14 protein-coding genes are annotated in these 14,062 nt (G+C 68.8%); 7 read left to right on the top strand and 7 right to left on the bottom strand.

Annotated elements, in window-relative coordinates; translation table 11 throughout:
* Positions 1–28: 28 nt before the first annotated feature.
* The 4 genes from TSB10GB4_RS04520 to TSB10GB4_RS04505 form a co-directional block, all read right to left on the bottom strand.
* Positions 29–1,525, bottom strand: coding sequence for a phosphomannomutase/phosphoglucomutase (locus TSB10GB4_RS04520; RefSeq protein WP_186394732.1), 1,497 nt, complete (start codon positions 1,523–1,525; stop codon positions 29–31).
* A gap of 60 nt (positions 1,526–1,585) precedes the next feature.
* A complete protein-coding gene (locus TSB10GB4_RS04515; RefSeq protein WP_186394731.1) occupies positions 1,586–3,004 on the bottom strand; it encodes a mannose-1-phosphate guanylyltransferase/mannose-6-phosphate isomerase in 1,419 nt (472 codons plus the stop codon).
* Positions 3,005–3,134: 130 nt separating this feature from the next.
* Complete coding sequence (locus TSB10GB4_RS04510) at positions 3,135–3,710, bottom strand: UbiX family flavin prenyltransferase (RefSeq protein ID WP_186394730.1); 576 nt, start codon at positions 3,708–3,710, stop codon at positions 3,135–3,137.
* Entirely contained in the window at positions 3,707–5,200 is a 1,494-nt protein-coding gene (locus TSB10GB4_RS04505; protein WP_186394729.1) for a UbiD family decarboxylase, read from the bottom strand. The genes TSB10GB4_RS04510 and TSB10GB4_RS04505 overlap by 4 nt, the downstream gene beginning before the upstream one ends.
* Positions 5,201–5,328: 128 nt before the next feature.
* On the opposite strand from TSB10GB4_RS04505, the gene TSB10GB4_RS04500 reads away from it, so the two are divergent.
* Genes TSB10GB4_RS04500 through TSB10GB4_RS04490 form a run of 3 tightly spaced genes read left to right on the top strand, consistent with a single transcriptional unit; the run spans position 5,329 to position 7,791 of the window.
* Positions 5,329–5,883, top strand: coding sequence for an SCP2 domain-containing protein (locus TSB10GB4_RS04500; RefSeq protein ID WP_208984433.1), 555 nt, complete (start codon positions 5,329–5,331; stop codon positions 5,881–5,883).
* Positions 5,883–6,860 (top strand): peptidase U32 family protein, encoded by a 978-nt coding sequence (locus TSB10GB4_RS04495; protein WP_186394781.1) that lies wholly within the window; start codon positions 5,883–5,885, stop codon positions 6,858–6,860. The genes TSB10GB4_RS04500 and TSB10GB4_RS04495 overlap by 1 nt, the downstream gene beginning before the upstream one ends.
* A gap of 4 nt (positions 6,861–6,864) precedes the next feature.
* The gene (locus TSB10GB4_RS04490; protein WP_186394728.1) at positions 6,865–7,791 is read left to right on the top strand and encodes a U32 family peptidase; all 927 of its coding nucleotides are present in this window, start codon (positions 6,865–6,867) and stop codon (positions 7,789–7,791) included.
* On the opposite strand, the gene mog is transcribed toward TSB10GB4_RS04490, so the two are convergent.
* The 3 genes from mog to TSB10GB4_RS04475 all read right to left on the bottom strand — a co-directional run bounded on the left by mog (position 7,763) and on the right by TSB10GB4_RS04475 (position 9,195).
* On the bottom strand, positions 7,763–8,290 hold the full coding sequence (gene mog / locus TSB10GB4_RS04485; RefSeq protein ID WP_186394727.1) for a molybdopterin adenylyltransferase: 528 nt from the start codon (positions 8,288–8,290) through the stop codon (positions 7,763–7,765). The genes TSB10GB4_RS04490 and mog overlap by 29 nt on opposite strands.
* Before the next feature lie 72 nt (positions 8,291–8,362).
* Complete coding sequence (locus TSB10GB4_RS04480; RefSeq protein WP_186394726.1) at positions 8,363–8,617, bottom strand: cytochrome C oxidase subunit IV family protein; 255 nt, start codon at positions 8,615–8,617, stop codon at positions 8,363–8,365.
* A gap of 5 nt (positions 8,618–8,622) precedes the next feature.
* A complete protein-coding gene (locus TSB10GB4_RS04475) occupies positions 8,623–9,195 on the bottom strand; it encodes a cytochrome c oxidase subunit 3 family protein (protein ID WP_186389775.1) in 573 nt (190 codons plus the stop codon).
* A 177-nt stretch (positions 9,196–9,372) separates the two neighbouring features.
* Between TSB10GB4_RS04475 and TSB10GB4_RS04470 the strand changes: the two genes are divergently transcribed.
* The 4 genes from TSB10GB4_RS04470 (at position 9,373) to TSB10GB4_RS04455 (ending at position 14,061) form a co-directional block, all read left to right on the top strand.
* A complete protein-coding gene (locus tag TSB10GB4_RS04470) occupies positions 9,373–9,855 on the top strand; it encodes a cytochrome c (protein WP_186394725.1) in 483 nt (160 codons plus the stop codon).
* A 13-nt stretch (positions 9,856–9,868) separates the two neighbouring features.
* Positions 9,869–11,227, top strand: coding sequence for a cbb3-type cytochrome c oxidase subunit I (locus tag TSB10GB4_RS04465; RefSeq protein ID WP_186389777.1), 1,359 nt, complete (start codon positions 9,869–9,871; stop codon positions 11,225–11,227).
* Positions 11,228–11,324: 97 nt separating this feature from the next.
* Complete coding sequence (locus TSB10GB4_RS04460) at positions 11,325–12,143, top strand: CbbQ/NirQ/NorQ/GpvN family protein (RefSeq protein WP_186394724.1); 819 nt, start codon at positions 11,325–11,327, stop codon at positions 12,141–12,143.
* Between the two features lie 4 nt (positions 12,144–12,147).
* Positions 12,148–14,061 carry a nitric oxide reductase activation protein NorD gene (locus TSB10GB4_RS04455; RefSeq protein WP_186394723.1) on the top strand — a complete coding sequence of 638 codons (1,914 nt, stop codon included), beginning with the start codon at positions 12,148–12,150 and terminating at the stop codon, positions 14,059–14,061.
* The last annotated feature ends 1 nt before the right edge of the window (position 14,062 follow it).

Below are 14,062 nucleotides of genomic sequence, written 5' to 3'. Positions count from 1 at the left end.
CTCCTTCCAAAAGACCGCCGACGCCGCGTCAGAGCGTCTGGTTGTAGTCGCCGACTTCCGGATTCTCCCGCAGCACCGCGTCGACCGCCTTGAACATGGCGTGCAGCCGCTCCTCGGAGACCGGGCTTTCCACCACGACGACGAGTTCCGGCTTGTTGGACGAGGCGCGCACAAGGCCCCAGGTGCCGTCCTCGGCGACGACGCGAATGCCGTTGACGGTGACGAGATCGGCAATGCCGTGGCCGGCAATCGTCTCGCCGCGCTCCTTCATCGCCGTGAAGCGCGCCACCACCCGCTCTACGACCTCGTATTTGATCTCGTCGGCACAGTGCGGCGACATGGTCGGCGAGCCCCAGGTGCGCGGCAGCGCGCGGCGCAGATCCGCCATCGACCGGTCCGGGTTGCGATCCAGCATGTCGAGGATGGCGATGGCCGAGACGAGACCGTCGTCGTAGCCCCGGCCGATCGGCGCGTTGAAGAAATAATGGCCGGACTTCTCGAAGCCGACCAGCGCGTCCAACTGGTTGACGCGGCGCTTGATATAGGAATGGCCGGTCTTCCAGTAATCGGTCACCGCGCCGTTCTGCTGCAGCACCGGATCGGTGGCGAAGAGGCCCGTCGACTTGACGTCGACGACGAAGCGGCAGCCGGGATGCAGCGCCGACAGATCGCGGGCAAGCATCACGCCGACCTTGTCGGCAAAGATCTCCTCGCCCTCGTTGTCGACGACGCCGCAGCGGTCGCCGTCGCCGTCGAAGCCGAGCCCCACCTCGGCGCCGCTCTCCAGCACCTTGTCGCGGAGCGCATGAAGCATCTTCATGTCCTCCGGATTGGGATTGTAGCGCGGGAAGGTGTGGTCGAGTTCGCAGTCGAGCGGGATGACGTCGGCGCCCAGCGCCTCAAGGACACGCGGCGCGAAGGCGCCGGCCGTGCCGTTGCCGCAGGCGGCGACGACCTTGATGGGACGGGAGAGGCGCGGCCGGTTGGTCAGGTCCGCGATATACTGCTCGGGGAAGTTCTCGACGAAGCGGTAGCTGCCGGAGCCTTCGCGGAAGCTCGCGGTGAGCACGATCTCCTTCAGTCGCCCCATCTCGTCCGGGCCGAAGGTCATCGGGCGCTCGATGCCCATCTTGACGCCGGTCCAGCCATTGTCGTTGTGCGAGGCGGTGACCATGGCGACCGCCGGCACGTCGAGGGTGAACTGCGCGAAATAGGCCATCGGCGACAGGGCAAGGCCGATGTCGTGGACGCGCACGCCGCCGGCCATCAGGCCGGTGACCAGCGCCATCTTGATCGAGGCGGAATAGCCGCGGAAATCATGGCCGACGACGATGTCGGGGCGCACGCCGCGCTCGTGCATCAGGGTCGCAATGCCCATGCCGAGGGCCTGCATCCCCATGAGGTTGATTTCCTTCTCGAACAGCCAGCGGGCATCGTATTCGCGGAAACCGGTGGCCTTCACCATGGGCCGGGACTCGTAGGCATAGGTGTTCGGCTTCAGTTCGGCGACGGGCACTGGCAGCATGTGTCTTCCTCAGGATCTGATGCGGGGCGGCATAGGCGGGACTGGACGGCGAACCCGGACCTACTCCGGCGAAAGGGGCGCTCCCGCCTCGTCGTAACGGATAATGTCGTCGTCGCCTATATAGGCGCCCGACTGGATTTCTATGACACGCGCCGGCACCCGGCCCGGATTGGCGAGGCGATGGCGGGCGCCGACCGGAACGTAAGCCGACTGGTTCTCGGTCATCAACCGGGTCTCGCCGTCGATCTCGACGGCAAGCGTGCCGGAGACCACCACCCAGTGCTCGGCCCGGTTGACATGGCTTTGCCGGGACATGCTCTCGCCCGGCTTGATCTCGATTTCCTGCACCTGGAAGCGGCCGCCGACGGCGATCTCCTCGCGCCAGCCCCAGGGCCGGTACAGGCGTCGATGCTCGCGCGTCTCGCGGCGCCCTTCCGCCTGCAGCCCCTCTACCACGGACTTGACGTCCTGGGCATGGGCCTTGTCGGCGACGAGGACGGCGTCCTTGGTCGCAACCACCATGACGTGGTCGAGACCGACCACCGAGACCAGCGCGCCGTCGCTGACGACGAGATTGTCCCGTGCCTTCACGAAACGCGCCTCGCCCAGAACGCTGTTGCCGTCATCGGATTTCTCGAATGCTTCCCATACCGCCGACCAGGAACCCAGATCGCTCCAGCCCGGTTCCATCGGCACGCAGGAAATCCGCTCCGACTTCTCCATGATCGCATAGTCGATGGAGATGTTCGGCACCTTGGAGAACAGCCCGGCATTGAGGCGCAGGAAGTCGAGGTCGCGGGTCGCCGCGCCCAGCGCCTCGCGCACCCGGTCAAGGACCTCGGGCGCGTGGCGCGCGAACTCCTCCAGCATGGCGCGGGCGGAGAACAGGAAGATGCCGGCATTCCAGACATAGGTTCCGGCATCAAGAAACGCGCGGGCGCGCGCAAGGTCCGGCTTCTCGACAAAGGCCTCGACGGCACACGGCCCCTCGCCGGCCTCCGCCAGGCGGATATAGCCATAGCCGGTGTTGGGCTCGGACGGTTTGATGCCGAAGGTGACGATGCGCCCGGCCCTTGCGGCCGGAAGCGCGCGCTCGACGGCGGCGGCGAAGGCGTCCGTATCGCGCAGCAGATGGTCGGAGGGCGCCAGCAGCACCAGCGCGTCCGGGTCGCGCGCCTGCGCCAACAGCGCGGCGATGGCGGCGGGGGCCGCCGTATTGCGGCCGACCGGCTCCAGCACGATGGCAGCCTCATCGGCGGGGACGCGGGCCTCGGCCATCTGCTCGCCGACAAGGAAGCGGTGCTCGGAATTGGCGATGACGATGGGGGCGGCGAAGGCAGGGCCGGCGAAGCGCTTCAGCGTCTTCTGGAACAGGCTCTCGCCATCGAAGATCGGAAGGAACTGCTTGGGACGGGCGGAGCGCGACAGCGGCCAGAGCCGCGAACCGGAGCCACCGGACAGGATGCAGGGAATGATCACGCGAGGTCTTTCGTCGCCAGGGTCTGCCGCACCGTGCGGAGGAGGTTCCCCTCTTTTGCCAAATCCCGGACTGACAGGAGGTTAACCCGAAACCCCAAGGCTGCGAAACAGCCGAGACGCCGCCCGCAGCTCACATGTGCGGGCCGGCCGGTTGCCAGCGCCGCGCCTCAGCCGGTCCCAGCCGCAGCAGATCGACGGCCCGCGCGGCGATCTCGGCCACCGCGTCGGCCAGCGAGGCGGGCTGCAGATAGAAGGCAGGCACCGGTGGCAGGATGATGGCACCGGCCTCGGTCGCCAGCACCATATTGCGCAGGTGCACGAGCGACAGCGGCGCCTCCCGCGCCAGCAGCACCAGTGGCCGGCGCTCCTTGAGCTGGACGGAGGCCGCGCGCGTCAACAGGTTGTCGTCGAGGCCATGGGCAATAGCGCTGAGCGAGCGCATCGAACACGGCGCGACGATCATGCCGGCAACCGGACAGGAGCCGGAGGCGATCTGCGCCCCGATATCGCCAATGGCATGCTCGCGCGCGGCCAGGGCGGACAGCTCCGCCCGCGCGGCAAGACCGTCCTCCAACGCAAACGTCCGCTCTCCCCCGGCGCTGACCACGAGATCGATCGACGCGCCCCGCCGGGCGAGATGACGGGCGCAGGCGAGCGCCAGCATTGCCCCGGACGCGCCGGAGACGCCAAGCACCACCCGGGTCATGCCAGCCCCTCCGCTTTCAGGATGCGCTCGGCCGCGCTCTCCGCCTCCGGCGACAGGCGCATCACCTCGCCGAAGGCGCGGGCCGTCTCGGACCCGATCTTCACCGTCGCGTCGAGGCCGATCTTGCCGGCAAGCCCTTCCAGCGGCGAGGCGAAGTCGAGATAGTCCATCGGCGTGCGGTCGAGTTGCATCGTGTCGCGCGCCGGGTCGTAGCGGGTCGCCAGCGCCCAGGCGATATCGTCCCAGTTGCGCGGGTCGATGTCGGCGTCCACCACCAAGATCATCTTGGTGTAGCTGAACTGCGGCAGCAGGCCCCACAGGGCGAGCATCACCCGGCGCGCCTGGCCGGGATAGCGCTTGTCGATCGCGATCACCGCGATCCGATAGGAGCAGGCGGCGGGCGGCAGCCACAGGTCCACCACTTCCGGGATCTGCTGGCGGATGACGGGAAGCGCGAGATCGTTGAACACCTCGCCGATGATCGAGGGCTCGTCCGGCGGGCGGCCGGTCCAGGTGGAGAGGTAGAGTGGATCGCGGCGATGGGTGATCGCGCTCACCCGCATCACCGGGAAGGGCTCGACCGAGTTGTAATAGCCGGTGTGGTCGCCGAACGGGCCTTCCGGTGCCGTCTCGTGCGGATGCACCCAGCCCTCCACCACGATCTCGGCGCTCGAGGGAACCAGCATGGGCACGGAGACGGCCGGCGCGAGCGAGGTGCGGGCCCCGCGCAGGACGCCGGAAAAGGCAATCTCCGACACGGTCTCCGGCAGCGGCAGGGCGGCCGCCAGCAGCGTTGCCGGATCGGCGCCAAGGGCGATGGCGACCGGCATCGGCTCGCCCTGGCGCTGCCAGCTCCGATGGTGGGCGGCGCCGCCCCGATGCGGCAGCCAGCGCAGGATCAGGCGGTCCTTTACCAGCACCTGCGCCCGGTAGATGCCGGCATTGTAGCGCCCGCTGTCGCTCGCCTGCGACCCCGCGTCGCGGGTCAGCACCACCGGCCAGGTCATCAGCGGACCCGCGTCTCCCGGCCAGCAGGTCTGCACCGGCAGGCGGGACAGATCCGGCTCGCTCATCCGCTCTTCCTGCGAGACGCCCTGACCCACCACCCTGACACGGGCGCGCAGCGCCGCCGCCATCTGCGGCCAGCGCGACAGCGCATCGCTGACGCCCTGCGGGGGCACCGGAGCACGCAGAGCCGCGAGAAACGCGCCAAGCGCCGGGATATCGGCGGGCTCGATGCCAAGGCCGGCCGCGACGCGGCGCCGGGTGCCGAAGAGATTGGCGACGAGCGGGATGTCGGACACCGTCCCGTCCGCCGAGACCGGCCGGTCGAATCGAAGGACCGGGCCGCCCGCCAGCAGTACCTTGCGATGGATCGCGGTGACCTCCTCGACCAGCGACACCGGATGGCCGAGGGTGCGCAATTCGCCGGCCGCGTCGCACCAGCGAAGGAAGCTGCGAAGGTCCGGAAAGGCTGGCAGACGGCGCATGGCGGCTCCTGTTGCAACCGGTGAGCCATAGCAAAGCCGATCGACCGCGAAGTTGATACGGATCAACAACGGCGCCAGGTCGCGCTTCTATGGTGCGGGCTGTCCGCCACGCCTGCCGGGAGCGCCACATGCCCGAAGCCCTCGCCCCTTTGCCGGAACACCGCGCGATCCCGCGAATGCCGCCGCTGCTCGCACTCGGTGTCCGGCTGGCCCCCTCTCCTCCCGGCGACATGCTGCTGACGCGGCTTGCCCGCAAGATCCTCGCCCGCAATCCGGGGGTTCTGGAACGTCTGGGCTCCTATCGCCGATCGCGGTTCGTGCTCACCGCCAGCGACGTGCCCGTCTCCTTCCTGCTCGACCTGACGCGCGAACTGCCGGTGGTCAGCCTGCACCGCGACCCGCCAGCCGGCGATGCGCGAATCTCCGGCTCGCTTGCGGTGCTGATCGGCCTCGTTCATGGGGTCTGGGACGGCGACGCCCTGTTCTTCTCGCGCGACCTCACGGTAGAGGGCGACACCTCCGCGGTGCTGGCTCTACGCAACGCCATCGACGACGCGGAACTCGACCTCGGTCAGGAACTGGCGTCCTTCGCCGGTCCGCTGTCCGGGCTGGCCCGGCGGCTGATCGAAGGGGTGGAGCGGGCCACCGGCGTGCCGCTGACCCGGTCCGGAGCGGTGCGATGATGGAACTCGTCTGCCCGGCCGGGACACCGGCCTCGCTGCGCGTGGCGGTCGATGCCGGCGCCCACGCCATCTATTGCGGCTTCGCCGACGACACCAATGCCCGCAACTTTCCCGGCCTCAATTTCTCGCGCCGCGAAATGGCCGAGGGCATCGCCTATGCCCATGCGCGCGGCGCCAAGGTGCTGATCGCCATCAACACCTTCCCGCGCGCCGGCGAGATGGAACTGTGGCACCGGGCGGTGAGCGATGCCGCAACGCTCGGCGCGGACGCGGCGATCCTCGCCGATCTCGGGCTGATCGCTCACGCGGCCGAGCGCCATCCCGCGCTGCGCCGGCACCTCTCCGTGCAGGCGGCCGCCGCCAATCCGGATGTCATCAACTTCTATGCCAGCGCCTTCGACGTGAAGCGCGTGGTGCTGCCACGGGTGCTCAGCGTCGAGGAGATCGCCACCATCAACCGCGACATCGACGTGGAGACGGAGGTCTTCGTGTTCGGCGGGCTCTGCGTCATGGCGGAGGGGCGGTGCTCGCTGTCCTCCTACATCTCCGGCAAGTCGCCGAACATGAACGGCGTCTGCTCGCCGGCAAGCCACGTGTCCTATGTGGAGGAGGACGGCGATCTCGCCGCGCGCCTTGGCGGCTACACCATCCACCGCACCCCGGCGCAGGCGCCCGCCCCCTATCCCACCCTGTGCAAGGGCTGCTTCAAGGTCGGCGCGCGCACCGGCTATGTGTTCGAGGACCCGGCGAGCCTGGACGCCTCGCAGCTCCTACCCGCCCTGTCCCGCGCCGGTGTCACCGCCTTGAAGATCGAGGGCCGCCAGCGCTCGCGCGCCTATGTCGCGCAGGTGGTGCGCAACTTCCGCCAGGCGGTCGAGGCGCTCGCGGAAGGCCGCGAGGTGCCCGTCGGAGCGCTCGCCCGGCTGACCGAGGGACAGGCGGCGACGGCCGGGGCCTACAACAAGATCTGGAGATGAAGGCATGCAACTGACCGTCGGCCCGATCCAGGGCTTCTGGGACGCGGGCCTGTGGAGCGCGTTCTACGAGCGTCTCGCGGAAACGCCCGGCATCTCCCGCGTCGTCCTCGGCGAGCTTGTCTGCTCGAAGCGGCTGCCCTTCTACCAGACGCGGCTGCCGGACGCGGTCGCCCAGCTCGTGGCCGGCGGCAAGGACGTGGCGTTGACCAGCCTTGCCCTCATCACGCCGCTGAAACGGGAGCGGCGCATGGCGGCCGAACTCGCCGCGATGGAGCTGGAAGTCGAGGTCAACGACCTCACCATGCTGGCCTATCTGCCGGAGGGCGCCCGCTTCTCGATCGGCCCCTTGGTGAATGTCTACAATGAGGGCACGCTGGCGGTGCTCCAGCGGCGCGGCGCGGTCGGCGTCTGTCTGCCGCCGGAACTGTCGGTCGCCTCGGTGCAGCGGATCTGCGCCGCCACCGACATGCCCGTCGAGGTCTGGGGCTGGGGGCGCCTGCCGCTCGCCATCTCCGGGCGCTGCTACCATGCCCGCTATCACGACCGGGCCAAGGACCAGTGCCAGTTCGTCTGCGCCGAAGACCCGGACGGGCTGGCCGTCGACACGCTCGACGATCAGCAGTTCCTGGCGATCAACGGCTTGCAGACCCTGTCCGGCCAATGCGCCAACATGGCCCACCACCTGCCGTCCCTGCGCCAGGCAGGGGTCGCCAGCCTGCGCCTGTCGCCGCAGACCACCGGCTTCTTCGAGGTCATCGACCTGTTCGCGGATCTGACGTCGGGCCGGATCGATGCGGAGGAGTTCTGCGCCAAGGCGCTGCCGCATGCGCCGGGTGGCGCCTTTTGCGACGGCTTTCTCGACGGGCCGACCGGCGTCGCCTGGTCGGGCGCGCGGGATGCGGTCAGGACGCAGCCGGCCGGAACGCCTTGAGGCGGGCCGGATCGGTGTCGATGCGCGCCGCACCGATCAGATCGAGGCAATAGGGCACGGCGGCGAAGACCGCATTCAGCGAGGTGGCGATGCTGGCCGGCTTGCCCGGCAGGGTGATGATGAGGCTTGCCCCCCGCACCGCCGCCTCCTGGCGCGACAGGATCGCCGTCGGCACCTCGGCAAGGTTCGCCCGCCGCATCGCCTCGCCGAAGCCGGGCAGAAAGCGCGTCGCGACCTGCGCCAGAGCCTCGGGCGTCTCGTCGCGCGGCGCCGGTCCCGTGCCGCCGGTGACCAGCAGCAGGTCGCAGCCTTCCACATCGCATAGGTGACGCATCGCGCCGGCGACGCTGTCGGCGCCATCGGGAACGATGCGGCTGACGAACTCCCAATCGCCGACAAGATGCTGCCGCAGCCAGTCGAGCGCCGCCGGCCCGCTGCGATCTTCATAGATGCCGGCGCTGGCGCGGTCCGAAACGGTGAGAATGCCGATGCGTGCCATTGGGTGTGACCTGCCTGTCATGGGACCTCGCTTGAGGAGAATGCCGTCAAGGACGGTTGCGGGAAAGGGCGATCAGCCGACGAGATGGGCCGTCGTGAACACGGCACCGATGGTGCCGCCCAACGCGGCAACGAGAGCGATGAGGCCGTAGCGCCAACCGGCCGGCGCCTCGCGCAGGCCGAGAAACTCGGTCAGCACGATCCACGCCTTGGCGATGGACAGAGCGAGGATCGCCCAGACGAGTATGGGCGCCGACCCGCCCGCAACCTCGAGCGAGACGACGGCGAGCAGCGCCAGGGCAACGGCGGCAAGATGCAGGCGGGCCATCAGGATCAGCCGATCAGGTAGACGACGGGGAAGACCAGGATCCACACCAGGTCGACCATGTGCCAGAAGGCGGTGCCGGTCTCCAGGTTCTCCAGGCTGTTGCGCCAGGCGACCACGGCCAGCAGCACGATACCGGCGACCACATGCAGCGCATGGAAGCCGGTGACGAGATAGTAGAGTTCGAAGAAGGTGCCGCTGTCCGGACCGTGGCCGGCTTTGAGCTTGGCGGCGTATTCGATCCCCTTCACCACGAGAAACGCCGCCCCGAGCGCCATTGCCGCGACGAGTTGCGGGCGGCCCGAGCCGTTGCTCCTGCGCCGCTGCACGGCCAGTGCCGCGCACCAGCCGCTGGCGATCAGCACCAAGGTGTTGAGGCCGCCGAGCCGCACGTCCAGCACGGCCTGTCCCGCGGCGAACTCCACCGGGTTCAGCATCCGCGCCACCGAGAAGCCGACGAGCAGGGCGCCGAAGACGGCGAGTTCCCCGAGAATCAGGATCCACATCATCGGATTGCCGGGCAACCCGTCGAGCGGCCCCCATCCCTCGTCGGGCGTCTCGCCCGCAACGTCGTCATGCATGCTCGCGCCTCCTGTTGGAGCGGACCCTATCAGCCGCCCGCGGCGCGAAGTTTGAGCCGCCGCAAACTCTTGGCGAGGTGGCTTCTGCAGAGTTTGCGCTGGAACAACGTCCGCCGGCGGGCTTGGTCCTAGCTCTTTCTCCACTGTCGGCATCCGCCAGCAAACTGGAGAGCATACATGTCCGGACCAAGCGAGCCGCATCGACCGCCGGTCGAGCGTTTCACCAAGTCGGCCGCCAGGAACATCTTCTACGGTGGTTCGATCTTCTTCTTCGTCGTCTTCGTCGCCCTGACCGCGCACAGTCATTGGTACATCGTCACCACTTCCACGGACGAAGCCTCGATGACCGCGTCGGTGATCCGCGGCAAGCACGTCTGGGAGAAGCACTCCTGCATCAACTGTCACTCGATCCTCGGGGAAGGTGCCTATTTCGCGCCCGAGGTCGGCAATGTCTGGGTCCGCTACGGCGGCCGCGACGATGCGGAAGGCGCAAGGGAGGGCCTGATCGCCTGGATGGAGGCGCAGCCGACCGGCATCGAGGGCCGCCGCCAGATGCCCCAGTTCCACCTGACCGAACAAGAACTGAACGACCTCGTCGACTTCCTCGAGTGGACGAGCCGGATCGACACGCAGGGCTGGCCGCCCAACGACGCGGGCTGAGGAGCACACCCCGATGAAATACGCTTCCCAAAGAGTGGCCTACTGGTACTTCGTCTGTGCCATGGTCCTGTTCGGCGTGCAGATCCTTGCCGGCGGCCTTGCCGGTACGGTCTACGTCCTGCCGAATACCCTCGCGGAACTGATGCCGTTCAACATCATCCGCATGATCCACACCAACGCGCTCATCGTCTGGCTGCTGATGGGCTTCTTCGGCTGCGCCTACTACCTGATCCCGGAAGAGGCGGAGCGCGAGATCGAGAGCCCGTTCCTCGCCTATCTGCAGCTCGTGCTGCTGATGGTCGGCGCGCTGGCCGCCGTCATCGGCTACACGCAAGGCATCCATGGCGGGCGCGAGTTCCTGGAGCAGCCGCTGTGGATCAAGATCGCCATCGTCGTGGTGGCGCTGATCTTCCTCTACAACGTGTCGATGACCGTGCTGAAGGGCCGGCGCACCGCCGTCACCAGCGTGCTTCTGCTCGGCCTGTGGGGCATCGCCGTGTTCTGGCTCTTCGCCTTCTACGCGCCGGACAACCTGTCGCTCGACAAGGTCTACTGGTGGTACATCGTCCATCTGTGGGTGGAGGGCGTGTGGGAACTGGTGATGGCCGCGGTCCTTGCCTTCCTGCTGATCAAGCTGACCGGCGTCGACCGGGAAGTCATCGAGAAGTGGCTCTACTCCATCGTCGGCCTTGCCCTGTTCTCGGGCCTGCTCGGCACCGGCCACCACTATTACTGGATCGGCGCGCCCGGCTACTGGCAGTGGGTCGGATCGATCTTCTCCGCGCTCGAGGTCGCGCCGTTCTTCGCGATGGTGGTCTTCGCCTTCACGATGGTGTTCCGCGGCCGCAAGGACCATCCGAACCGGGCCGCGGTGCTGTGGTCGCTCGGCTGCACGGTCGGCGCCTTCTTCGGGGCCGGCGTGTGGGGCTTCCTCCACACCCTGTCTTTCGTGAACTACTACACGCACGGAACGCAGCTCACCGCCGCCCACGGGCATCTCGCCTTCTACGGCGCCTATGTGATGCTGAACCTGGCGCTGATCTCCTATGCCATGCCCTATCTTCGCGGCAAGGCGCCCTATCACCAGACGCTGAACATCGTCTCCTTCTGGCTGATGAGCGGCGCCATGACCGTGATGACCTTCGCCCTGACCTTCGCCGGGGCCGTGCAGATCCATCTGCAGCGCGTGATGGGCATGTCCTACATGGAGGTGCAGGACGAGATCGCTCCGTTCTACTGGGTGCGCCTCGGCTCCGGCGTCCTCGTCGTCATCGCCGCGCTGATGTTCCTGTGGGCGGTGTTCGGCCCCGTCCGCGAACGCCGCAGGGTCGCTCGCCAGGACCGCGCTGCCGCGCTGCAGGCTGCCGAGTGACACAAGGCCGGGCGCCGCACCCTCGGCGCCCGGCCCTTCGCCTTCTCCGCCCTTTTGCAGATGCGCCCTCACCGGGCGCTTCAAGGAGTGACCTTCGATGACCCCCGCGACCCATTCCGCCGCCGTCCGCAGCCCGGCCCCCGACCTGCCCTTTTATGCAGCCGCCGGCGACGAGTGCCTGCTGTTCGAACAGGCCTGGCGCCACCGGTTGCCGGTGCTGCTGAAGGGGCCCACCGGCTGCGGCAAGACCCGCTTCGTCGCCCATATGGCGGCGCGCCTCGGCCGCCCGCTCTACACCGTCGCCTGCCATGACGACCTCACCGCCGCCGACCTGACCGGGCGCCATCTGCTGAAGGGCGGCGAGACGGTGTGGGCCGATGGGCCGCTGACGAGGGCAATGCGCGAAGGCGCCATCCTCTATCTCGACGAGGTGGTGGAGGCCCGCAAGGACGTGACCGTCGTGCTGCACCCGGTCACCGACGACCGGCGCACGCTCACGCTGGAGCGCACCGGCGAGACGCTGGTCGCGCCGCCCGAGTTCATGCTCGTCGTCTCCTACAATCCCGGCTATCAGAACGTGCTGAAATCGCTGAAGCCCTCCACGCGCCAGCGCTTTGTGGCGATGGAATTCGGCTATCCGGACCCGCAGACGGAAACGGCCATCGTCGCCAGCGAAAGCGGGCTTGCGGCGGAGCGCTGCGTGCCGCTGGTGCGCATCGCCAACGCGCTGCGCGACCTCAAGGGGCAGGATCTCGACGAGGGCGCCTCGACCCGGCTTCTGGTCTATGCGGCCACCTTGATCCATGCCGGGATGAAGCCGGCGCCGGCGATCGAGGCGGCGCTGCTGCAGCCGCTGAGCGACGACCCGGACGTGCAGGCGGCCCTTGCCCGCGTCGCAGACCTGGCGTTGGGGTAGCATCATGTCGCTGTTCGAGCCGGAGGAATTCGTCGGGTCGCACTGGCACAGGCTGGTCGGCGGCCTCACCACCCTGCCCCATCATCCGGATGCGGCGGTGACGCTTGCCGGCCTGCGCGGCCGGCTCGGCGTGCTGTTTCGGGCGATGGGCGGCAACGGCGCGCTGCGCCTTGTCGAGAGCGCTCCGACGGTGTCCGCGCACCGGCTGTCGCTGCTGCGGCGCGTCGGGCTCGGCGCCGAACGGATGGATGTTGCGATCCTCGACAGCTCGACGCTGCGGCTGCCGGCCGTCATCGACAGCTTTCCCGAGCGGACGGACAATGTCGCCCTGTACGAGTGGCTGGTCTGCTGGTTCGCCCATGCCGGAGCGGGGGCGGCACGAAGCGGCGATCCGCTGGTCGACGACCTGCTGCGGCTGCGCCAGTCCATCGCCACCACCCGCGCCACCCTGCAGGCGTGGCCCGGTCTGCGCCCGCTGTTCCACCGGTTGCGCGCGGCGGCCCTTGCCGTTCGCCCGCAGCGTGCTCTCCCTGCGGCCGAGCTGCGCGTCGAACAGGCGATCCGCGCCCTGCTCGCCGGACAGCGCGGCGATGCCGGAGAAGATCTCCTCGCTCTCATCGAGAACCCGGACGCGGATCTTGCCGGTGTCAAGGCCCCGCGCGGCTACCGCACCTATCTGCCGGTGCCGCTGTTCGGCGAGATCCGCGAGGAGACCGGCACGCCCCGCCCCGACGATGCCGACGAGCCCTCCGGCACCTCAATTGCCGTCGACGCCCGCCGCCGCCAGGCCGAGCGGCGCGACACCGACATGAGCGACCGCGGCGATCCGCTCTACTTCCACCGCTTCGAGACGATCTTCTCGCTGGCCGAGATGGTCAACGTCAACCGCCGGGTGGACGACGACGACGAGGACGGCGCCCGGCAGGCGGCCGACGACATCAGCGAACTGACCATCGGCAGCAATCGGCAGAAGGCCGGCGTCCGCCTCAAGATGGATCTCGACCTTGCTCCGTCCGAGGCCGAGGACGGAAGCCTTGCCGAAGGGCTGACCTATCCGGAATGGGACTGGAAGCGGCGGGCCCACCGGCCGGACCACTGCCGCGTCATCGCCGCGCGCGCGCCCGAGACCGGCGAGGTCTGGCTCCCCGACGACGGCTTGCGGCGGCGCATCCGCGCCGTGCGGCGGCAGTTCGAGGCCCTGCGGCCGCGGCGCCTCGTGCTGCACGGCCAGCCGGACGGCGACGAACTCGACCTTTCCGCCCTGGTGCGCGCCGAGGCCGACCGGCGGGCCGGCAGTGCGGGCAGCGAGAACGTCTTCACCTGCGGCCGCGCCGTGGAGCGGGACCTCTCCGTCGCCGTGCTGATGGATGTGTCGCTGTCGACCGACGCCTGGATCGGCGGGCACCGCGTCCTCGATGTCGAAAAGGCGGCGCTGCTCGCCCTCACCCACGGGCTGACCGCCTGCGGCGACGAGCACGCGGTCTATACCTTCACCTCGCGCCGGCGCCAGAGCGTGCGGGTCGACACGGTGAAGACCTTCGACGAACCGCTCGGGTCCGCCGTCGAGCGCCGCATCGCGGCCTTGCGGCCCGGCCAGTACACCCGCATGGGCGCGGCGATCCGCCATGTCGCCCGGCAGCTCGTCGAGCGGCCGCAGCGCCACCGCCTGCTGCTGCTGCTGACCGACGGCAAGCCGAACGACATCGACTATTACGAGGGGCGCTACGGGATCGAGGACACGCGCGAGGCGATCCGCGAGGCGAGGCGGGAGGGCCTCACCGTCTTCGGCGTCACCGTCGACGAGGCCGCGCGCGATTACTTCCCCTACCTGTTCGGCAAGGGCTCCTACGCGATCATCGCCGATCCGGAGCGGTTGCCCGGCGCCCTGCCGGCGATCTACCGGCGGCTCGTCTCGTAAG

The organism is Stappia sp. TSB10GB4 (assembly GCF_900185745.1).
Taxonomy (GTDB): domain Bacteria; phylum Pseudomonadota; class Alphaproteobacteria; order Rhizobiales; family Stappiaceae; genus Stappia.
This window is presented reverse-complemented; position numbering and strand designations above follow the sequence as displayed.

Coding starts and splice junctions, on each gene's coding strand:
- TSB10GB4_RS04520 (WP_186394732.1), bottom strand. CDS start 1,525: ATGCTGCCAGTGCCCGTCGCCGAACTGAAGCCGAACACCTATGCCTAC.
- TSB10GB4_RS04510 (WP_186394730.1), bottom strand. CDS start 3,710: ATGACCCGGGTGGTGCTTGGCGTCTCCGGCGCGTCCGGGGCAATGCTG.
- TSB10GB4_RS04505 (WP_186394729.1), bottom strand. CDS start 5,200: ATGCGCCGTCTGCCAGCCTTTCCGGACCTTCGCAGCTTCCTTCGCTGG.
- TSB10GB4_RS04500 (WP_208984433.1), top strand. CDS start 5,329: ATGCCCGAAGCCCTCGCCCCTTTGCCGGAACACCGCGCGATCCCGCGA.
- TSB10GB4_RS04495 (WP_186394781.1), top strand. CDS start 5,883: ATGGAACTCGTCTGCCCGGCCGGGACACCGGCCTCGCTGCGCGTGGCG.
- TSB10GB4_RS04490 (WP_186394728.1), top strand. CDS start 6,865: ATGCAACTGACCGTCGGCCCGATCCAGGGCTTCTGGGACGCGGGCCTG.
- mog (WP_186394727.1), bottom strand. CDS start 8,290: ATGGCACGCATCGGCATTCTCACCGTTTCGGACCGCGCCAGCGCCGGC.
- TSB10GB4_RS04480 (WP_186394726.1), bottom strand. CDS start 8,617: ATGGCCCGCCTGCATCTTGCCGCCGTTGCCCTGGCGCTGCTCGCCGTC.
- TSB10GB4_RS04475 (WP_186389775.1), bottom strand. CDS start 9,195: ATGCATGACGACGTTGCGGGCGAGACGCCCGACGAGGGATGGGGGCCG.
- TSB10GB4_RS04470 (WP_186394725.1), top strand. CDS start 9,373: ATGTCCGGACCAAGCGAGCCGCATCGACCGCCGGTCGAGCGTTTCACC.
- TSB10GB4_RS04465 (WP_186389777.1), top strand. CDS start 9,869: ATGAAATACGCTTCCCAAAGAGTGGCCTACTGGTACTTCGTCTGTGCC.
- TSB10GB4_RS04460 (WP_186394724.1), top strand. CDS start 11,325: ATGACCCCCGCGACCCATTCCGCCGCCGTCCGCAGCCCGGCCCCCGAC.
- TSB10GB4_RS04455 (WP_186394723.1), top strand. CDS start 12,148: ATGTCGCTGTTCGAGCCGGAGGAATTCGTCGGGTCGCACTGGCACAGG.